Source organism: Paenibacillus sp. FSL H7-0323, assembly GCF_038002725.1.
In the GTDB taxonomy this organism is placed as follows: domain Bacteria; phylum Bacillota; class Bacilli; order Paenibacillales; family Paenibacillaceae; genus Paenibacillus_AQ; species Paenibacillus_AQ odorifer.
In genome coordinates, this window is record NZ_JBBODB010000001.1 from 3,574,787 (window position 1) to 3,595,641 (window position 20,855).

Consider the following 20,855-nt stretch of genomic DNA (forward strand, 5'->3'; position numbering starts at 1 on the left):
AAATAATGATACAATCCACGCACAGAATAACCATTATATTATATACAACATTACTTTATTTATCAAGTAGAGAAGTCTTTACAAAACCCTTGAGAGCACGATAAGCTCCCTCAAATTGAAAGCGCATGCCGTCTGTGATGCCATACATTCCACGTGTCTCTTCCTCTTGTCGGGAGCCGTTTAAACTCTCCGAAACAAATTGGTGCAACGCTCCTGCCCAAATATCCAGCAAAACGTCTTCGCCTTCCAGCAATTTCCGATATTCATCCGACCCATAAATCGACATGATGAACTGGCCCCAGAGCTCTTGTGCAAAATAATACAGCGTAGGCTCATGCACCTCAGCCTGCCCGGCTACCCGCTCCAGCACATGACTCACCTGCGGAGGAAAATCCTCCGTCTGCAGTGGCACGCTCTCGATCTCTACAAGTACCTTTTCATGGCCGCGAATCAGCTTCACTGTTCCCTGCATCCCACGCCGCTTAAGCGTCTGCAAGGTCCGAAATTGCAGCAGTGGATGAACATTATCCCCCTGTAGCCAAGTGGTCAGCTCCTCGTCAACGCCGCCACCTTCCAGATAGGATAGCTGCTCTAGTGCAAGTATTGTCGCCTCAGACAGAGGCTCGTTCATCACCCGCTGCAGCAGCTTTTTGGGATACCCCGTATCCTCGTTCATTTTGGATTTGGCCAAAAAGCGGGCCATATCCTCTTCCCTTAAATCTTCGTCTTCGGGGTGAACAGCTCCCTCCGCATCTCCATTCTGGGACGCGTAAGGAAATGCCGTTTCGAGCCATTCCAGCAGGGACCGCCATTCCTCGTAATTTCGCTCTTCCTGTCCTTGACACTGCAGCAAAAAACGAAGCAGCTCCATCGCTTCCCCGTAGCGTTCACTTTCCAGCATCACCGTCAGCTGGATTTGATAATAGTCCAGTGTCTTGGGGAAAAGGACGATATTCTCTTTGGTGGCGGGGGAATCCGAATGTTTAATGAGGGCACCTCCTTATGTCTACTTATGTGAATGGAATCCTAACCATTATAAAAGTTATTAATACCTTAAGCTTCTTCCGAAACTTAATAATTGTAGATTATAGCATACCCCGTACTCTTTTTAAAAAACAGCTTGAAAAAAAACACCCCATATGATATGATAATTCCTGCTTGCTTTTCTGCCAGCAACCATGTCCCGGTAGCTCAGCTGGATAGAGCATGCGCCTTCTAAGCGCACGGTCGGGGGTTCGAATCCCTTCCGGGACGTCATATAGAAACAGCCTTCCTTCGGGAAGGCTGTTTCTGTGTTCAGGGGAGGGGTTGGGCGGCGCTCAGGGAGTCACTGGGACGAATAGACGGCTGAATGACTGAGCTTAAAGATTCGAGGCTCTAGATTAGCCGAGTCTCAGGGGTTCATGGAGCTTGGATTCGAAGCTCAGAGCCTGATGAAAACTTAGCCTCGTCGGAGCTCAGGATCCGATAGAGCTTAGCATTCAGTGAAAACCCATGCCTCGTCGGGCTATGAGTCGATGGAGCTTAACTTTTGATGCTCGCTCGGACTTGGTCACACTTAGAACTCATTGGGGCTGAGGGTTCTGTGAAGCTTAGCAATCGATGATCAGTTTCTATGAGTCACTGCCAGGTCATCCCCCGCCGCGTCAGAACATTACGGTTAATTTTCCGGAGAAACGCCGCTACATGCTATCTAATTGCATTTTCTGCAACTAAAAGTACCCTTTTACCTCCAAAACTCGCTTTAATTGCATTTCATACACTTATATTCTCAGATTTACGCCTAGAATGGCCTTTTCACCATTTTTAACTGCACAAAGTACAATTAAACCCAAACAAACCTATCCCCCTTAAAAATAAGTGCATAAAGTGCAATTAAAAACCGCTCACTACTCATCGACTATTACTTTTCACATTCCCATTTCTGATTTTTAAATATGGGAACTTTTTTAGCTCTCTATAAGCGTGGCCAATCCAATTACTCAAAAGACACGCGCATTAGCAATTTTATCGAAGGATGAGAGTACCTTTGCTTATTTAATCGGGAATAAAAAAACTGTTCACGGCGATTTCTCGCCGAGAGACAGTTTTTTATGCATGTTCTTCCTATATAAGCGAATCAGCGCCCTTTTCGGCGATTTCCGAGCCAGAGCGGAAAACGGAAAGCAAAGTTAATAAACAGAACTACAAATACGAGTACGGCTGCTGATTTGTCAGCGATTTGCCGCGCATCTTCTACAATTGCTTCAGATTGTACATACCATAGATGCACTGCCAGGGTTTCTCCCGGCGAGAACAGATTAAAGTCCCACATTTCGCCCGAGGTACTGAGGCCAGCGGTAAGGATAATAACCGCAGACTCCCCGAAGGCGCGCCCAGCAACGAGACAAATCCCAGTAACAATGGCTGACATTGCAACGGGTAGAACTACTGTGCGGATCACATGGAATTTAGTCATGCCCAGTGCATATCCAGCTTCACGCATCTCCCCAGGAACAGCACGAACCGCTTCCTCCGTCACACGTGCAAGCATAGGCAGATTCAAAAGCGCCAAGCTTACCCCACCGCCAAGAATCGTCAGGCCGATTCCAAAATATTCAGCAAATATCGCAAGTCCAAGCATACCAAATACAATTGAAGGAACCGAAGAGAGAGCTTCTACACATATACGCAGGCCGCCTGTAAAAGCATTATCCGGAGCATACTCCGCCATATAAATCCCCGCACCTAAACCGATAGGGACGGAAATAAGCAGCGAGATGAACAAAATATAAAAAGAGTTGAAAAGTACAGGACCGATCCCGCCACCTACGTCAATCTCTTCAGGCTGTTTAATCAGGAAGTCAGGCCGCAGCGCTGGCAGACCTTTACTAAGAATCGTGAAGAGCAGCCAGAAGATTAGCAGCATAACTAAAGCCCCAAGCGTATAAAACCCTATAGTCGCCATCTTATTGCGTCTCTGAGCACGCGCTGTATGCTTTGTACTTGCGAATCCGTTCACGCTGCATCCCTCCTTTTTCTACCCAGCACGCGGATGATCAGAATCAGTACAAAGGAAATCACCAGCAGAAGAAAAGCCATCATATGTAGGGCATAATTCCAGGTTGATTCAAACTCTACATTCGAGATTTGCATAACGATGTTACTAGTCAAGACCGAAGCAGGTGTAAATAAGGTTTTTGCCAACTGTGGTGTGTTTCCTATAACCATAACTACAGCCATTGTCTCCCCCACAGCACGAGTCATCCCGAGAATGACCGCGGAGATAATTCCTCTGCTAGCCGCAGGCAAAACAACACGCATAATAACTTGCAGACGGGTAGATCCAAGAGCGTACGCAGCATCCCGATATTTGCGTGGAACAGCGACAATTGCATCATCACTGATTCGGCAAATTGTTGGCAGGACCATTAATGCGAGCACGAGGGCCGCAGCCAGTAATCCATCGCCCAAGCTCTCCCCACTAACTCTACGAAGAAATGGAAGTAATACCGTTAAGCCTAAATAACCATATACTATAGAAGGAATACCAACGAGCAAATCGAGCACCGGGCGAATGAAGGTCTTCATCCACTTTGGAGCAATCTCCGCACAGAGCACGGCCATACCCACAGAAATAGGTACTGCGATCAGCAGGGTCAAAGCCGTCAGTGAAAGTGTATTTACAATGAAGGCAGCAGCCCCAAAGGAGTCCTCTTCAGGCGTCCAGTTAAAAGAAAAGAAAAAGTCCGCAGGCGAGAGATGACCAAACAGAAGCAGCGCCGTTTTGCCGATAAATAGAATTACAAGTCCAAGCACGAAGCAAAGTGCAAGAATGCTGAATAAGAAATAAAAGCGGAATAATCGGTTGCTAAACATATGTCTACTGTGACGTTTGGAGTTGGCGCTAACTTCTGTAACGCCCTCCTTAACCTTAGTTGCCAGGTTGTGGACTGGTGCCCCCATACTTTCCCTCCTGTAAGCGGCCAACCCCGTATCAAAATCGGGGCTGGCCGCTGTTACCGTTCAATATGATCTTCAGATGTTATTAACCCTTCATTGCTGCGATCGGAATGAATTTAAGCTTTTTCAGAGAACCTTGTTGGAACTTTTTGCTTTGTACGTATTCGATAAATTCTTTAGTTGCGCCAGTAGGTTGGCCTTTAGTCATGTAGTAACCATAAGCCCAAATCTTATAAGAACCGTTAATTACGTTGTCTGTAGTAGCTGCGATACCGTTGTGTTTCACTGCTTTTACGTCGCCACTTACATAAACAAGGTCGATATAACCGATGGAGTTAGGAGTAGTTCCTACTGCTGTTTTCATGTCGCCGGATGAACCTGTTTCTTTGTAGTTCTTAGCTTTTTTAACGATATCTCCGCCATCCAAGGCTTTAGCTTGATAGTTAACGCGGGTACCAGAACCGAAAGAGCGAGTGATGACAACGATATCTGCATCTGCGCCGCCTACTTCTTTCCAGTTGGTGATTTTGCCAGCGAAAATGCCTTTAAGTTGTTCTGTTGTGAGGTTATCTACACCCACATTTTTGTTTACAATCGTTGCAAAAGGAATGACAGCTACTTTGTTCGCTACCTGTCCGTCAAAAGCTTTGAAGCCTGGTACGTCGATGCTAGCATCCCAGTCGCAAGCGCCGATATCAGCGATGCCTTTTTTCACAGCTTGTGGTCCAGTTACAGAACCTTTACCAGATGCTGCGATTTTTACTTTAGGGTGCAGCTTTTGGAATTCTTTTGCCGCTTGCAAGGTCAATGGAAGAAGTGCGGTTGAACCGTTAACGGTGATTTTGCCACTAAGTGAATCTGCTGCTGCTGCAATCCCTGCAAAAGATGCGGTTACCGCGATTACGGCTGTTAAAGCCGTTACTGTTAATTTCTTGAAGATTTTCATTGTACTATTTTCTCCTCTCGGCTCTAGGCCGTTAAAATATGTTTGGGATAATCATTATTTAGTCAGTTGCAGCCCTTTACCGCCTTGGATAACCCATACGCTGTCGCCGCTCACAATCGCAAGCTTGCTTCCGTCTTTAGATACAGATACTTCAGATACATCTTCAGCCGTACGGAACAGTTCGGTCTTTGCACCACTACCATCGATAGAATAGATCACTGTGCTTCCGTCTGCCGTAGTACCTGCCACTACCAAACCATTGCTAACGCCAGTGGACCAATTCACTTCGATATCAAGTGCAATATTAGTGCTGGTTGCGTCCGCTTTTACAAGCTTTAGGGTATTCTTCGCATTGCCGTCTGCATCTGCGCTCAGGTATGCCACATTTCCATCAGCCAAAATCTCTGGATAAAGCTTGTTATCTGCTGTGGTTGTTAATGCAGCTGGTTTAGCATCTTTTGTAGCCAGATCAAGCTTATAAAGCTGCTCTCCTGCCGAGCTGAAGTCTACCGTAAGAGAATCTTCTGTGCTGTCTGCATCATTTTTAGCAACACCCGTCAAATTAACGATATAAACGGCGCTTTTTTCGTCAGCAGAAATGCGCAGTTCAGATTTATTCTCAACCTTGTCAGCCAATACGGATTTAACATCACCAGTCTCTACTGAGATTTTAGCGATTTTTTCTTGCTTGTCTCCTTGGATGAAATAAATGCTTTTCCCATCTTTGGACCAAACCAGATCTGTCTTCACGCTATTGTCGGTGCCTAGTGTTTTAACAGCTCCGCTAGACAAGTTAATCAGATTCAGCAAACCTTTCTCATCATTAAAAGCTCCCCACTGTTGATCCGGCGATACTGCAAAGTCCACCGCACTGTCATTTGACGAAAACACTTCATAGTTACCTGGTTCTGTACTGAATTTGATAAGCTGAGTAGTTTCAGCATCACTTTTGTTCGCAATCAGGTTACCAGCTGCTGTCCAGTGCAAAGTATCAAACAATCCTTCCGGACGTGCAAAGCTCAAAATCGTGCTAGCATCAGCGTCCAGCTCTCCACCTAATGCAATAACTAACTTAGTCAGCTCTACATAGGTTTTACCGTTATAAAACACTGGAGCCACTGTGAACGATTCGGAATTACCATCTACTTGATAGCTCTTTGAGCCTGTTTTGAGTTGCACATTATGTAGTCCTTTGCTGTCGTTAAGTTCAAACCCGCTTGTTCCCAGTACTACCTTAGCCCCAATTTCACCAGCTACCTGAGTCAGCGAGTAAAGCTTGTAACCACTGCTGTTAATGGTGTTAAACACAATCGGCGTTCCGTTTACATTCCAAGTAGTTGTACCTTCTTTAACTGCTGTAACAGCAGCGACTTGATTGGTAGCTACAGATTTTACATTACTGCCGGTGCTAGCTGCAGATGCACTTCCAACGCCTACTGTTGCAAGAAGTGCTGAAGCCAACGTTGCGCTAATCCATTTACTGTTTTTCAATTAGATTCACCCTTTTCGTATAGGTAACTGCTAATGTCATTTTCGTCTACAATTGTCAATTCTGTTGCAGAGGAATGTAATGGAAATATTAACTAGTATTCTTTTTTTAAAAAAATCAGGTATATTAGCTCATTTAACAATTTTCTTGCTCTAAACCAAATGAACTAAAGAGCAAAAACAGCCTCTTTTCGTAAAAAGGTGCTTGGTGCAGTTACCTTAATTAGTTGGAGAATTGTTTGGGATTTGGTGTGACGTAGGGACTAGTTTGAGATTGCAGGCGGGTGGGGGGAAGCTTGTTGCCGAGGTGGGCGGGTGGAGTATATTGCAGAGACCGCTTGGGTGTGTGGGGAAGCTTGTCGCTAAGGTCGCTGGGCACTTGGAGTATATTGCGGTGGTCGCTTGGGCGGGTGGGGAGCGTATTACGGAGATCGCTTGGCGGGTGGGGGAAGCTTGTTACTGGCGAGAGTCTGCTATCAATTATGTGGCTGCTGCTTACGATTTAAAAACTAACTGGTCTGTTGGGGCGGTTTCTGCGTAAGGGGCATCGTAGGAGATTCGGCTGATTGTACGGGATTTATACCGTTCTTTTACTGACTTTAGTAGGATTGGGCTCATTGTGCGGGATTTATACCGTTCTTTTGCTAACTTTAGCGGGATTTGGTACATTGTGCAGGATTTATACCGTTCTTTAGCTGACTTCAGCAAGAATGAGCTCACTGTACGGGATTTATACCGTTCTTTTGCTGACTTTAGCGGGATTGAGTTCTTTCTACGGGATTTATACCGTTCTTTTGCTAACTTTAGCGGGATTGAGCTCTTTGTGAGGGATTTATACCGTTCTTTAGCTTGATTTATCTAAATCATGCCTATTTAGTGGCATTTATGCCCTTCTTTTGTCTGGTTTAGGTAAGTCCGTGCTATTTTGAGGCATTTATGCCTCTCTTTTAGCTGATTTAAGTGGATCGACGCCATTTAAGGGCATTTATGCCTTTCTATTACCTAGTTTAGGCGGACTGACGCTATTTAGTGGCACTTTTGCCTTTTATTCAAATCATCTCTATATACATAGTAAAAGGACATGTTGAATTAACAAACGTCAATCGGGATTAAGCTAATACTGTGGGATACCTTTGTATAAAATATATGGTTTACAATTCCTAACTTTTGATGCACAGTAATGAGTGAGTACTCACTCATTATATAATTAGAGTGTTTAACGCAATGCAGTTCATCACCATCACCATCACCATCACCATCACCATCACCATCACCATCACCATCACCATCACCATCACCTTCTACACCATCTACACCTTCTACACCTTCTACACCAGCAACATCTTCAACTTAAGTAAGTATCCCAGAACATTCAGAATCGAGGAGATAAACATGGGTTCAGAGATTCCAGTTATTTCAGTGAGCCATGTCGGGAAAGCGTTTGGAGAGAAACAGGTGCTCGAGGATATTTCGCTTCAAGTGGAACGTGCGGAAACCTTTGGCATACTAGGACCATCGGGCTCAGGAAAAACAACATTAGTGAAGCTGCTTACAGGTATCGATGAGGTAACCTCCGGCGAGGTGAAAATACTTGGCGTGACGATGCCGAAGCTGACTATGCTGCAACAGATTGGGTATATGGCCCAGTCTGATGCCTTGTACACGGAGCTTAGCGCGAAGGAGAATCTGGAGTTTTTTGCAGCGCTATATGGACTAAAGGGGGAGCAACGCTCCAAACGCATCACAGCCGTAATGGAGATCGTTAATTTACAAGATCATTTAAGAAAAAGAGTAGACCAATACTCCGGCGGGATGAAACGCCGCTTATCATTGGCGATCGCGCTGCTGCATGAACCGCCGTTGCTTATTCTTGATGAGCCTACAGTTGGCATAGATCCGGTATTGCGGCTATCCATCTGGAAGGAACTAAAAGCGCTGAACCAGAAAGGCACCACTATTGTGCTGACCACGCATGTCATGGATGAAGCTGAAAAATGTGACCGGCTCGGAATGATCCGTGATGGCAAGCTGCTTGCTGCCGACACGCCTGCCGGACTGCTGCAAGCCACCGGTTCAGCTTCTATTGAAGAAGCCTTTTTATATTATGGAGGTGTGCGTTCATGAGAATCCGAGCGATCACCTTAAGGATTTTGCGACAATTCATTCATGATAAAAGAACAATGGCATTAATGTTCATTGCACCACTCCTCGTTCTAAGCTTAATGAGCTTGGTCTTCAACGGTGACGCCTATGAACCCAAAATCGGTGTGTCCGGTGTACCTCTAAATATGTCAGCTGCGTTAAAAGAACAAAATGCCACCATCAAAGAATATGCCAGCGCAGAGCTGGGAAAAGGCGCTTTAGTAGAAGGAAAAATTGACGCTTTGATCACTTTGAACGGAACCGCCGGAGATTCGCAAGTTACGCCTCAAGTGCTGTTAGAAGGTAGCAACCCTACAGCCAATAAGGCAGTAATCATGACGCTGCAACAAATCTCCCAAAAACTTCTTCCAAGTACAAAGGAACAATTACAGCCGCAGATCAGCTATCTTTACGGTTCTGAGAATATGAAGACGATCGACCGTTTCGGTCCCATTATGATTGGCGTATTTGTTTTCTTTTTCGTATTCTTGATTGCAGGTGTATCCTTCTTAAGGGAACGAACCACAGGCACGCTTGAACGCCTACTTTCGACTCCATTGAAAAGATGGGAGATTGTGCTCGGGTATGTATGTGGTTTCGGCATATTTACCGTTTTTCAGGCGCTATTGATCTCATGGTATTCCATACAGATTCTTGGCATTATGATGACAGGCAGCTTTGGTTACGTATTGCTGATCACATTACTCCTATCGATGACAGCGCTGACGTTGGGCACACTGCTGTCGGCTTTTGCAGCCAATGAGTTGCAGATGATTCAGTTCATTCCACTCATTATAGTGCCACAAATCTTCCTCAGTGGATTATTCCCGCTTGATACCCTCCCACTGTGGCTCCAGCGCGTTGGCCTAGCTACACCGATCTATTACGGATCAGAAGCTCTGATGAACATTATGGTCCGTGGCAAAGGATGGAGCGCAATTGCAATGGATGTCTATGTACTTATAGGATTTTCGCTGCTATTTATGCTGCTGAATGTATTGGCACTGCGCAAGCATCGCAAAATGTAACTTCACAAAAGCTATTATCATTGAAACAAAATGAATCAAGCATGGAGGGTTATTGTAATGAAAGAGGAAGTTTCTACGGAACAAAATATAGAAGAGCAGTGGATAGAAGAGCTGCTGACCCTTGGCAAAGACGAGAAACTGACACCGAAGCAGATTTCTATTCTACAAGCGGCGATTGAGGTGTTTTCCGAAAAAGGATACTCTGCGACATCCACGAGTGAAATTTCTCAGAAGGCGGGCGTGGCGGAGGGAACGATTTTTCGCTATTACAAGACTAAAAATGATCTGCTGCTTGCCATAGTAGGTCCTACCATGAGTCGCATGCTTGCGCCTTTTGTGCTGCAGAATTTCAACGGCGTGCTCGATATGCCCTACGACAGCTTCGAGGAGTTCCTGCGGGCATTTATGATCAATCGGCTGGATTTCGCCCGCAAGAATTTTAAAATTCTTAAGATTCTTATTCAGGAGATTCCTTTTCAGCCAACAGTTAGAGCGCAGTTTGTAGAGAATATTCTTAGCAAAATACTGGAGCGCGTGATTGATATTGTTGAACATTTTAAGGAAAAGGGTGAAATCATCGAGGTGCCTACACCCACACTTATACGCTTCACACTCTCGTCTGTCGTAGGTTATTTGATGAATCGCTTGCTGCTGCAGCCAGATAAGGACTGGAACGACGAGGAAGAAATCAACCTGACGATCGCTTTTATCATGCATGGAATAAGTAAAGCAACACCCCCTATTTGATGCGCACGCCCGTTCTGTTATCATAAGTACTATATTAAATTCGGACTTTTCGAGATCAAGTTATGAGGAAGGAATTATGTTATGGGCTTTAGTGTATCAGAACGGGTAATCAAACTGCTGTGCGGCAAGTCTATTTTTGAAAAAGGATTAGCTTATTACCAAACTGAAAGTGTCGATATAATTGAAGTTGAAGAATACAATGACTCCATTCCAGATTTGCCCCGCTCTCGATATGAAGCCATTGTTCAGGGGGCGATCGACTATGAAGTTATGGTGGTCATTGATATTGATGGGGATGTCCAGGCAGAGTGTAATTGTCCAGCCTACTCCCATGGGGGGCCATTCTGTAAACATATCGCGGCTGTGCTGATCAACGTTGACGCCCTTAAAACTGGCCGAGATCGTTCAGAGCCTACCGGAGCTTCGCACCTGTCCTCTATAGAAGATACTGAGATTCTAACCCCACGTATTTTTACAGATACTGCGCAAGACAACGGGGGAAAGTCCAGAGATCAACAGCTCGTGAGCAGCCTACTGGGGATGTTCAGCAACCATACACCGCGTCCTAGCGGTACGGGGGCTTTTGTAGATAACAGACTTCCTCTAAATATAGAGTTTACATGCAAGCCGTTCACTTATAGTTACAGCCACACCATGCTGGGTATAGAAATGAAAGTCGGTCCAAAACGTCTATATATTGTTCAGAAAATAAGGGGATTTCTAGAAAGCGTACACCGCGGAGAATCCTTTGAGTTCTCGAAACATTTTATCTATGATCCTGCCATTTACAGCTTTCGGAAGGAAGACAATGTTGTTCTACAGAAGCTGATTGATATTGTATTAAATGAAAAAATGTACCGCGATAACGTAACTCCTTACTCACCTTATGGGGGAAGTATTGGGGGAGATCGTTTGCTGGCCGTCCCTCCTTTTTTCTGGGAGTCGCTTCAGCCTGCGCTTTCAGAGGTCTCTTCGGTATTTTTGCAACAAGAAGAGGTGCTGTACGAAGGCATCCTTGTGTCTAATGAGGCGCCTCCACTCAGCTTTGAATTTGAACAGGCAGAAGAGGATGGATATCATCTGGATATTCAAGGACTTGAGCAGATTTCGGTCTTAGAAGATTACGGGATAGTACTGTCGGAAGGTAAGTTGCTGAAGCTATCCCCTCAAGAATGCATACGCCTTGCTGAAATGAAAAAAATGCTGGATTCCTCCCGCCGAAATGGCATCGATATTGCCCCCGAGCAAATGGAGTCTTTTATGGACAAGGTTATTCCTGGTCTGAAAAAGCTAGGCAACGTCCATATCGCCGATTCCATCGCGGATCGGATTGTCCAACATAGGCTTACCGCGAGACTTTATCTGGACCGTGTGAGAGATCGGCTGCTCGCCGGACTAGAGTTCCAATATGGTGACATTGTGATCAATCCCTTAGATGAAAAAGCCCATGTTCGCGGGACGAATTTGATTCTTTTGCGAGACGGGGAGGGAGAAGCCCGCATTCTGGAGCTGATGGAGCACGAATCCTTCGCTAAAACTGAGGGCGGATATATTATGACAGACGAAGAGGGCGAGTACGATTTTTTGTACCATACCATTCCGCTGCTGGAACCGCTGCTTTCGGTCTATGCGACCTCCGCAGTCAAAGCAAGACTGTTCACGAGCACTACACCCCCAAAGGTGAGCATTAGTTGGAATGAAAAGACGGACTGGCTTGATTTTAAATTCGATATGGGCGGGATTCCAGAAGCTGAGATTGTTATGGTTCTGAAATCCCTGCAGGAAAAACGCAAATACTACCGCTTGCCTGATGGGGCCCTACTACCGCTGGAGAGCGAGGAGCTTCAAGAAATCATTACCTTTATGAATGATATAGGCATCCGGGAAGGTGAGATCAAAGGGGTGGAATTTTCTCTGCCCGTTGTTCGCGGGCTACATTTGACCTCTACGGATGCTAAGAGTGACTCCATTAAGCTGGGCAGATCCTTTAAAAGGTTACTTGCGAACATGCGGAATCCTGAGAATCTTGATTTTCCTATACCTGACAGTCTGGTTCCTGTGCTAAGGGATTATCAACAGTATGGGTTTCAGTGGCTAAAGACGTTGGCCCATTACCGTTTTGGTGGTATTTTGGCGGATGATATGGGGTTAGGCAAAACGCTGCAAAGTATCGCTTTTCTCCTGTCAGAACTTCCAGAGATCCGTCAGAATGGACTTCCTGCCCTAATTGTCGCTCCTGCGTCTCTCACTTATAACTGGCTTAATGAGCTTAAAAAATTCACGCCAGAGATCAAAGCTGTCATTGCAGACGGTAGTCTAATTGAACGCGGGCGGATTTTAAAAAATACAGCAAAAGCTGATGTAATCATCACTTCTTATCCGTTGCTTCGCAGAGATGTTCAGCTGTATGCTAAAAAGTCTTTTCATACCCTGATTCTCGATGAAGCACAAACTATAAAAAACCATACTACACAGACAGCCCAAGCTGTAATGGCGCTTCAAGCCCGGCACCGTTTTGCACTTACGGGTACTCCCGTGGAGAATGCGTTGGAAGATTTATGGTCCATTTTCGGCACCGTGTTCCCTGGGTTGTTTCCAGGCAAAAAAGCTTTTCATGATTTACCAAGAGAAACGGTTGCGAAGCGGGCGCGTCCCTTTTTGCTGCGGCGCTTAAAGAGTGATGTGTTAAAGGAACTTCCGGACAAAATCGAATCCGTACAAGCATGTGAACTGCTGCCGGAGCAAAAAAAGTTATATGTAGCTTATCTCGCCCGTTTGAAAAAAGAGGCGCTTAAGCATTTGACCCAAGATAGCTTCGGCAATAATAATCGGATCAAAGTTCTGGCGGGACTAACTCGTCTGCGCCAGTTGTGCTGCCATCCTGCTCTTTTTGTCGATGGATATGAAGGAAGCTCTGCTAAATTCGAGCAGCTGCTCGAAATCATAGAAGAATGTCGCAGTTCGGGTAAACGTATGTTAGTATTCTCACAATTCACAGAGATGCTCGGCCTGATTGGACGTGAACTAGGATATCAGGGCATTCCATACTTTTATTTAGATGGTCAAACGCCTGTTTCTCAACGAGTAGATTTATGTAATAAATTTAATGAAGGGGAGCGGGATATTTTCTTAATCTCCTTAAAGGCCGGCGGGACTGGGCTCAACCTAACTGGGGCAGACACTGTAATCCTTTACGATCTTTGGTGGAACCCTGCCGTCGAGCAGCAAGCTGCGGATCGGGCTCACCGGATTGGGCAGAAAAATGTAGTGCAAGTAATTCGTCTCGTCACCCAAGGCACCGTAGAGGACAAGATGTATGAGCTGCAGCAGAAGAAAAAGAACTTGATTGATGAGGTCATCCAGCCAGGTCAAGAAAGCTTGTCTACCCTCACAGAGCAAGATATCCGGGAGATTCTAATGATCTAAATAACAATATTGGAGAAAAAATCAGGATATCCTGCAGCCCATAGGGCTATCGGGATATCCCTTTTTCTTCAGATTATGCGATTGTAACTCCTGCACTAGCATAGCCAGCAACAGTTGTTGCAACGTCAATGCCAGCCGTGACCGTCGAAGTGAAGACCAACAGCAAGCGTTCTCCCACAGTTACAGGGATGCTCAAACCTGTGGTATTACCACTGCTAATAGTTCCAAGAGCAATTAATCCTGTAAGCGGAGGACTTAACGTAACTAAAGCCCCAGGTACTGCTGTGAAGGTATTGTTAGGTGTAGTAGATCTGTATAATTGAGCCGTGATTGTTACCGTAGACCCCACTAAACTAACGGAAGCTGTCGCACTAAAATAGGCTGCCATAGACGTAAGCGTTCCAGTTCTAGGAACCGAGAACGCAAAGTTCAGCAAGGTTCCAGCCGCTCCGGTGAGATCTATAGTACCGCCTGTAATACTGATATTGGTTGCACTGCTACCAAAACCAACTGCACTTGAAGTATTCAAAAGCCCCCCTAATACAGTGGTCATTGCTACTGGAAGACCAGAAGAATATGGAATAATTGCACCTGAACCAGTAGCACCTGTTGCTCCAGTTACACCAGCAGTTCCTGTTGCTCCAGTTACACCAGCAGTTCCTGTCGCTCCCGTTGCTCCAGCAATTCCTGTTGCTCCCGTTGCTCCTGCAGTTCCTGTTGCTCCCGTTGCTCCAGCAGTTCCTGTTGCTCCCGTTACGCCAGCAGTTCCTGTCGCTCCCGTTGCTCCAGCAGTTCCTGTCGCTCCCGTTGCTCCAGCAGTTCCTGTCGCTCCCGTGGCTCCAGCAGTTCCTGTCGCTCCCGTTACACCAGCAGTTCCTGTCGCTCCCGTTGCTCCAGCAGTTCCCGTTGCTCCCGTTACGCCAGCAGTTCCTGTCGCTCCCGTTGCTCCAGCAGTTCCTGTCGCTCCCGTTACACCAGCAGTTCCTGTCGCTCCCGTGGCTCCAGCAGTTCCTGTTGCTCCGGTTACGCCAGCACCTGTCGCTCCCGTTGCTCCAGTGCTTCCTGTTGCTCCCGTTGCTCCGACGCTTCCTGTCGCTCCAGTAGCTCCAGCACCTGTGGCTCCAGTTTCGCCAGTACTTCCTGTCGCCCCCGTTGCCCCTGCACTTCCTGTCGCTCCCGTTGCTCCAGCACTTCCTGTCGCTCCCGTTGCTCCAGCAGTTCCTGTCGCTCCCGTTGCACCAACGCTTCCTGTAGCTCCTGTAGCTCCAGTAGCACCTGTAATTCCTATATTTTCTCCATATAATTCAGAGTAGACAAGGCGATGAGCAGTCACTAATTGACCTGTGCTACTCTTCCCCCAAACTGAAATTTGAATGGGATCATCAATCGTAATAGGTGTTGTGAATAGAAATTCAAATGAATCAAAGTTTGCATAATAATCCCTATTAACCACTTGATTAGGAGCTAAATTAACCTGTTCACTTACATATAAAGTTCTTGTCCCATTCATATAATAGCCTTCGACTTGAACCGTTGACGGAGTATCATCACTCTGATTGACAATTTTAAGAGTAACAAGCTGAGTAGGTCTTACACCGCCTACCAGATTATTTTCTATGGGACCAGTAGATAGTTGACTCAATTTTCAACACCTCATTTTTCATGAAATTATAATACTCGTATTATTTGAATTTCGAAAATCAACTCACCTGAACAAAACTATCCTCAAGAGTTACGTATAAACTAGGGTTTTATCTATAATCATTCCTCCCCCTGCTCTAAGTTGATAATCTATGAGCCTACAAATCAGTTCATATTTTTTGGCTCTTTATAGTATTATTCTTATTTTGAATTAAGGTGTGGACATCCATTTAAAAACTACTATTACACATATTTGATTTATTAAAATAAGCTAAAAATCTGTAATGGTTTAATAGAATAAGAATCTAATAAGCAACGTTCCAGTCGACTTATAACATATGCCAACAAAACAGAGGGTAACCCGAGAGCCACACTAACGGCTACCGAATTACCCCTGTTATAAACACTGAACTTGAAGATAAATAAGCTTAAGTTAATTCATGAACAGACCAGACGATACCTGCTGAGTTCGCTCCACCCAAATTCAAAGGAACCGTCAAACCATTTGCCACATAGAACAAGCCAATCACATCACCTGCGGTTAATGCAAATTCTCCAGCTAGCGTCACAGTACCACTTCCCAAAATTGCTCTCAAATCTAATATTAGCGCTACATTCACATCAAGTACTGGGAACAACCCACTTACCAGATTTGTTGCAGTAGGAGAAGTTCTCTGAACTACGAAAGCCGGATTAACTCCAGCACCAAGACTGATAGAAAGTGAGGCAGTTGTGGAATAATTGATAGTCGCTTCAATCGAATATCTACCAGTTGTCGGAATGGTATAATTTCCCCCAACTTCGTCGAAAGACGGGCTATCATAAAAAGGTGTTGTCACAGTCCAGCCAGTTAATTGTGTAGATGTGGAAATTGCCAATGAGGGTTTGAAAGCAGAAAACCCTTCTTGTTGAATATTCGGACCTGTTGCTCCAGTTACTCCGGTAGCTCCTGTTGCTCCGGTTACACCAGCTATTCCAGTCGCTCCTGTTACTCCAGCTACTCCTGTTGCTCCTGCTACTCCAGTCGCTCCGGTCACTCCAGCTTCACCCGTTGCTCCGGTTACACCAGCTACTCCTGTTGCTCCAGTTGCTCCTGCTACTCCAGTCGCTCCGGTTACTCCTGTTTCACCCGTTGCTCCGGTTACACCAGCTACTCCTGTTGCTCCTGTTGCTCCAGTTGCTCCTGCTACTCCAGTCGCTCCGGTCACTCCTGTTTCACCCGTTGCTCCGTCTACTCCCGTTGCTCCCGTAGCACCAGTCGCACCAGTCTCTCCTGCTCCAGTTGCTCCAGTTGCACCAGTCGCCCCAGTTACTCCGTCTGCTCCTGTCGCCCCTGTTGCCCCTGTCTCTCCTGCTCCGGTCGCTCCTGTAGCACCCGTTGCTCCGTCTGCTCCCGTTGCTCCAGTTGCACCTGTAGCTCCATCGGCTCCTGTCGCCCCAGTCTCTCCTGCTCCGGTCGCTCCGGTAGCACCCGTTGCTCCGTCAGCTCCCGTTGCACCTGTAGCTCCATCTGCTCCTGTTGCCCCAGTCTCTCCTGCTCCGGTCACTCCTGTTGCACCCGTTGCTCCATCGGCTCCCGTTGCACCAGTCGCACCAGTCACTCCATCTGCTCCGGTCGCCCCTGTCTCTCCTGCTCCGGTCGCTCCGGTAGCACCCGTTGCTCCGTCAGCTCCCGTTGCACCAGTCGCACCAGTCACTCCATCTGCTCCGGTCGCTCCCGTTGCTCCTGTTGCTCCATCCGCTCCGGTTGCACCAGTCGCCCCAGTTACTCCGTCTGCTCCTGTCGCCCCTGTTGCCCCTGTCTCTCCTGCTCCGGTCGCTCCTGTTGCACCCGTTGCTCCATCCGCTCCAGTTGCACCAGTCGCGCCAGTTGCTCCATCGGCTCCTGTAGCTCCAGTCTCTCCTGCTCCGGTCGCTCCTGTTGCACCCGTTGCTCCGTCAGCTCCCGTTGCACCAGTCGCCCCAGTTACTCCATCTGCTCCTGTTGCCCCAGTCTCTCCTGCTCCGGTCGCTCCTGTTGCACCCGTTGCTCCGTCTGCTCCCGTTGCACCAGTCGCACCATCTGCCCCTGTTGTACCTGTCGCCCCAGTCTCTCCTGCTCCGGTAGCACCCGTTACTCCATCCGCTCCGGTTGCACCAGTTGCACCTGTAGCTCCATCGGCACCTGTTGCCCCAGTCTCTCCTGCTCCGGTCGCTCCAGTTGCTCCGTCTGCTCCCGTTGCACCAGTCGCCCCAGTCACTCCATCTGCCCCTGTTGCACCTGTCGCCCCAGTCTCTCCTGCTCCGGTAGCACCCGTTGCTCCATCGGCTCCGGTCGCTCCCGTTGCACCAGTCGCTCCGGTCGCGCCAGTTATTCCTTGCGTTACACCAAGCAATTCTGCATGTACAAGTCGATGGGCAGTCACAATCTGGCCAACGCTATTTTTTCCCCATACTGAGATTTGAATCGGATCATCTACCAGACTTGTAGTTGTAAAAATAAATTCAAACGCATCAAAATCGGCATAATAATCACGTGTTATAACTTCATTAGGTGCTACATTTATCAGCTCGCTGACATATAAAGTTCTTGTCCCATCCATATAGTATCCTTGAACAAGAGCCATTGATGAATCAATGTCACTTCGGTTATCAATTTTGACAGTAACATGCTGAGTAGGTCTTACACCCCCTACCATACTATTGTCTATCGGTCCGGTAGATAAATAACTCAATTTCTCATCACTCCTTTAACGTTAACTGTGTCACAAAAATAATTATTAAATTAATACTGCCTGCTTCTCCCACGCAACTATGCGATGAGGATCTACCAATGCCCCCGAGTTCTGTTTTCCCCAGACTGAAATCCCAACCTCTGCTTCAACTGCTTCTACTGTTGTAAACACAAATTCAAATGCGTCCAAGTCGGCAAAATAGTTCTTAGTTAAAACTTGATTAGGTGCTAGATTTACTGTTTCATTCACATACATCGTTCTTGATCCGTTAAGAAGGAAACCTTGAATAACTAGATTATAAGGATTAAGAGAATCCCGATTAACTACTTTTACGGTTACCAGTTGCGACGGTCTGACCCCTAGGATTGGGCTGTTATCTATAGGTCCAGTAGAAAAGATAGCCATGTTTTATTCACTCCTCCCTTCCACTACAAATTGAAAGATTAGTGGCTCCGTATAGTAATATTCCTTGGCTTGAGTTAGCGTGTGGACTGTTGTGCAAAGGAACAGCTGGTCCTATAACAAGACAGCCTTCTTTTTCCAAATTTATAATCTACTAATCTGATAAGCTAACAACAAAGAGCAACCAAGATTGTTAAGAAGCTAACCACTATTGCTTTTTATGAAATATTAGGTATACTGGTAAAAATTAATTAAGCATCGATGAGCGGGAGAGTAGTTAACGAGATCTAGTCCTCAGCGAGCCGGGAGAGTGTAAGCCGGTACAGATCCCTTTAATGAAGCGCACCCGTGAGATGGACTTCTGAACCTTAGTAGGAAGTCCCGGCTGAAGGCCGTTATCCCGTAAGGTGGCTGAACAACTTGTTCAGCAACGAGAGTGGTACCGCGAGCGCTAAAGCCCTCGTCTCTTTTGAGACGAGGGCTTTTTTGTATTTTCAAAGGAGGGTATACCATGTTAAATCAAATCATCAAAGACGGAATCGAGCACAGTGTACAACGTGTATTCAATACCTTAGGAGCTGACTATCCAGAGGACATTGCCATTCTGATCGAACAGCCAGCAAATCTAGAGCATGGTGATTATTCATGCAATATTGCTATGCAGCTAGCCAAAACTCTACGTAAATCCCCAATGGTCATAGCAGAATTAGTGAAAGCAGAGCTTCAATTCCAAGGGCGCTTCGCCGGTCTTTTACAAAAAGTTGAAGTCGCTGCTCCCGGATTTATCAATTTGTATATGAATTGGCAAAGCTGGGCTGAACATTCCTTTGAACTGCCTGCCAGCACTGGGGAAAAAGTCATCATCGAGCACACTTCTATCAACCCCAACAAAGCCGCCCACGTAGGTCATCTAAGAAACGCCTGTATCGGCGATACTCTAGTCAGAATTATGAAAAGAACTGGGTATAACGTAGAGGTCCATAACTACATTGATGATCTCGGCAATCAGCTGGCGGATACAGTTGTTGGATTATTAAATATATCTTTAGAAGGGGAACACCAACGTTTCGGTGATTTTTGCTGGGATCTTTATGCCAAAGTGAACAAAGAATATGCGCTGAACCCTGAGATGACACATAAGCGCACAGATATACTGCACTCCCTTGAACAAGGGGGCGGTAACGAAGCCTGGCTGGGCAACCTTGTAGCTGAACGCATCGTTAGAGAGCATGTAGAGGAAATGAAACATTTTGGAATTTATTATGATTTGCTGGTATGGGAGAGCAGTATTTTAAAAGAGGGATTTTGGGTAGCCGCAGCTGAGCTACTGAAGCAGACAGCCGTTTTTGTACAAGAGACTGAAGGTAAACTCGCAGGCTGCTGGGTGCTAAAGCAAGGAACAGAGGCTAACATTGGAGCGGATTCAGAGGAGCATCAGCTCGATAAGGTGCTGGTGCGTTCGAATGGGATTTTAACGTATACAGCCAAAGATATTGCCTATCATCTCTGGAAATTTGGTCTTTTGACCAAAGATTTCTCCTATAGCGAATTCTCGTCCGGTTTATGGACAACTGGATTAACTGGAACCCAAGAATCTTATGGGCAGGCGGACAGAGTCATCAATGTGATCGATTACAGACAGGAATATCCACAACAGATGGTTAAGCAAGCCTTAGGGGTACTAGGTTATAACGAGCAAGCAGACAAACTCCATCATGTGAGCTATGGTGTTGTATCTCTTAGTCCCGCTTCGGCGGCCGAGCTGGGTATAGATATTTCAGAAGGCAAATCTTCTTATGCTATGTCCGGACGTCAGGGAATCGGGATTAAGGTAAGCGATCTGGTGGAGCTTATGGAACAGAACATTGAGCACTCACGTTCCGATAAAGACGGCCTCTCCAGCCGATTGATTGCCACTGCTGCGATTCGCTACTATCTGCTGCGGTTTAATTTAGGAACGGAAATCGTGTTTGATTTCAAACAGGCTACCGAAATATCCGGCAATACCGGAGTTTATCTGATGTATACTTTTGCGCGTGCGACAAGCGTTTTGAGTAAAGCTACGATCCCAATCCTTACAGCTGCCGCACAGCTTCAGTTCCCTTCCGAATTGGAAAAAGCAGAGCTTGCGCTGCTAAGACAGCTAAGCCTCTGGCCCGAGATATTACATTCAGCAAGTATAGAGTTAACGCCAAATACGCTCTGCACTTACGCACATACCTTAGCTACCCTGTTCAACAACTTCTATTCTGCATGTCCGATTCTAAAAGGCGATCCAGCTACGATCGAATTCCGCCTCTGGCTCACTTCAAGATTCAAAGACATCTTGGGAGATGTGCTCGAAGTGCTTGGGTTACCGACACCGAGCCGAATGTAAAA

15 protein-coding genes, 1 tRNA gene and 1 other annotated feature are annotated in these 20,855 nt (G+C 46.3%); of the genes, 8 read left to right on the forward strand and 8 right to left on the reverse strand.

From position 1 onward, the window contains the following. Positions 1-55: 55 nt before the first annotated feature. Entirely contained in the window at positions 56-901 is an 846-nt protein-coding gene (locus MHH89_RS16330) for a hypothetical protein (protein ID WP_036685042.1), read from the reverse strand. Positions 902-1,180: 279 nt separating this feature from the next. On the opposite strand from MHH89_RS16330, the gene MHH89_RS16335 reads away from it, so the two are divergent. Next, positions 1,181-1,254 (forward strand) — tRNA-Arg (locus MHH89_RS16335). An 865-nt stretch (positions 1,255-2,119) separates the two neighbouring features. Here MHH89_RS16335 and pstA read toward each other — a convergent pair. From pstA to MHH89_RS16355, 4 genes are all read right to left on the reverse strand, one after another. Continuing rightward, positions 2,120-2,947: a phosphate ABC transporter permease PstA gene (pstA, locus tag MHH89_RS16340; protein ID WP_076194563.1), complete on the reverse strand. Its 828-nt coding sequence runs from the start codon at positions 2,945-2,947 to the stop codon at positions 2,120-2,122. A gap of 50 nt (positions 2,948-2,997) precedes the next feature. Further along, positions 2,998-3,945, reverse strand: coding sequence for a phosphate ABC transporter permease subunit PstC (pstC, locus tag MHH89_RS16345; RefSeq protein ID WP_036685038.1), 948 nt, complete (start codon positions 3,943-3,945; stop codon positions 2,998-3,000). 82 nt (positions 3,946-4,027) lie between these two features. Beyond that, positions 4,028-4,888 (reverse strand): phosphate ABC transporter substrate-binding protein, encoded by an 861-nt coding sequence (locus MHH89_RS16350; RefSeq protein ID WP_038573065.1) that lies wholly within the window; start codon positions 4,886-4,888, stop codon positions 4,028-4,030. Between the two features lie 54 nt (positions 4,889-4,942). Next, entirely contained in the window at positions 4,943-6,379 is a 1,437-nt protein-coding gene (locus MHH89_RS16355; RefSeq protein ID WP_076186125.1) for a stalk domain-containing protein, read from the reverse strand. A 265-nt stretch (positions 6,380-6,644) separates the two neighbouring features. On the opposite strand from MHH89_RS16355, the gene MHH89_RS16360 reads away from it, so the two are divergent. From MHH89_RS16360 to MHH89_RS16385, 6 genes are all read left to right on the forward strand, one after another. Next, positions 6,645-6,917 carry a hypothetical protein gene (locus MHH89_RS16360; protein ID WP_341087618.1) on the forward strand — a complete coding sequence of 91 codons (273 nt, stop codon included), beginning with the start codon at positions 6,645-6,647 and terminating at the stop codon, positions 6,915-6,917. 78 nt (positions 6,918-6,995) lie between these two features. After that, complete coding sequence (locus MHH89_RS16365) at positions 6,996-7,229, forward strand: hypothetical protein (protein ID WP_076281892.1); 234 nt, start codon at positions 6,996-6,998, stop codon at positions 7,227-7,229. 539 nt (positions 7,230-7,768) lie between these two features. Next, the gene (locus MHH89_RS16370; RefSeq protein ID WP_076279987.1) at positions 7,769-8,500 is read left to right on the forward strand and encodes an ABC transporter ATP-binding protein; all 732 of its coding nucleotides are present in this window, start codon (positions 7,769-7,771) and stop codon (positions 8,498-8,500) included. Continuing rightward, positions 8,497-9,546 carry an ABC transporter permease gene (locus tag MHH89_RS16375; protein ID WP_312150608.1) on the forward strand — a complete coding sequence of 350 codons (1,050 nt, stop codon included), beginning with the start codon at positions 8,497-8,499 and terminating at the stop codon, positions 9,544-9,546. The genes MHH89_RS16370 and MHH89_RS16375 overlap by 4 nt, the downstream gene beginning before the upstream one ends. A gap of 57 nt (positions 9,547-9,603) precedes the next feature. Continuing rightward, on the forward strand, positions 9,604-10,293 hold the full coding sequence (locus MHH89_RS16380; RefSeq protein ID WP_341087620.1) for a TetR/AcrR family transcriptional regulator: 690 nt from the start codon (positions 9,604-9,606) through the stop codon (positions 10,291-10,293). A gap of 81 nt (positions 10,294-10,374) precedes the next feature. Continuing rightward, positions 10,375-13,719: a DEAD/DEAH box helicase gene (locus tag MHH89_RS16385; RefSeq protein WP_341087622.1), complete on the forward strand. Its 3,345-nt coding sequence runs from the start codon at positions 10,375-10,377 to the stop codon at positions 13,717-13,719. Positions 13,720-13,792: 73 nt separating this feature from the next. On the opposite strand, the gene MHH89_RS16390 is transcribed toward MHH89_RS16385, so the two are convergent. The 3 genes from MHH89_RS16390 to MHH89_RS16400 all read right to left on the reverse strand — a co-directional run bounded on the left by MHH89_RS16390 (position 13,793) and on the right by MHH89_RS16400 (position 18,479). Continuing rightward, complete coding sequence (locus MHH89_RS16390; RefSeq protein ID WP_341087624.1) at positions 13,793-15,361, reverse strand: exosporium glycoprotein BclB-related protein; 1,569 nt, start codon at positions 15,359-15,361, stop codon at positions 13,793-13,795. A 427-nt stretch (positions 15,362-15,788) separates the two neighbouring features. After that, a complete protein-coding gene (locus tag MHH89_RS16395) occupies positions 15,789-18,074 on the reverse strand; it encodes a collagen-like protein (protein ID WP_341087626.1) in 2,286 nt (761 codons plus the stop codon). Between the two features lie 45 nt (positions 18,075-18,119). Next, complete coding sequence (locus tag MHH89_RS16400) at positions 18,120-18,479, reverse strand: hypothetical protein (protein WP_036687001.1); 360 nt, start codon at positions 18,477-18,479, stop codon at positions 18,120-18,122. Positions 18,480-18,728: 249 nt separating this feature from the next. Continuing rightward, positions 18,729-18,947: a binding site (T-box leader), on the forward strand. 40 nt (positions 18,948-18,987) lie between these two features. Between MHH89_RS16400 and MHH89_RS16405 the strand changes: the two genes are divergently transcribed. Further along, a complete protein-coding gene (locus tag MHH89_RS16405; protein ID WP_341087627.1) occupies positions 18,988-20,853 on the forward strand; it encodes an arginine--tRNA ligase in 1,866 nt (621 codons plus the stop codon). The last annotated feature ends 2 nt before the right edge of the window (positions 20,854-20,855 follow it).

Coding starts and splice junctions, on each gene's coding strand:
- MHH89_RS16330 (WP_036685042.1), bottom strand. CDS start 901: ATGCTGGAAAGTGAACGCTACGGGGAAGCGATGGAGCTGCTTCGTTTT.
- pstA (WP_076194563.1), bottom strand. CDS start 2,947: ATGGCGACTATAGGGTTTTATACGCTTGGGGCTTTAGTTATGCTGCTA.
- pstC (WP_036685038.1), bottom strand. CDS start 3,945: ATGGGGGCACCAGTCCACAACCTGGCAACTAAGGTTAAGGAGGGCGTT.
- MHH89_RS16350 (WP_038573065.1), bottom strand. CDS start 4,888: ATGAAAATCTTCAAGAAATTAACAGTAACGGCTTTAACAGCCGTAATC.
- MHH89_RS16370 (WP_076279987.1), top strand. CDS start 7,769: ATGGGTTCAGAGATTCCAGTTATTTCAGTGAGCCATGTCGGGAAAGCG.
- MHH89_RS16375 (WP_312150608.1), top strand. CDS start 8,497: ATGAGAATCCGAGCGATCACCTTAAGGATTTTGCGACAATTCATTCAT.
- MHH89_RS16380 (WP_341087620.1), top strand. CDS start 9,604: ATGAAAGAGGAAGTTTCTACGGAACAAAATATAGAAGAGCAGTGGATA.
- MHH89_RS16385 (WP_341087622.1), top strand. CDS start 10,375: ATGGGCTTTAGTGTATCAGAACGGGTAATCAAACTGCTGTGCGGCAAG.
- MHH89_RS16400 (WP_036687001.1), bottom strand. CDS start 18,479: ATGGCTATCTTTTCTACTGGACCTATAGATAACAGCCCAATCCTAGGG.
- MHH89_RS16405 (WP_341087627.1), top strand. CDS start 18,988: ATGTTAAATCAAATCATCAAAGACGGAATCGAGCACAGTGTACAACGT.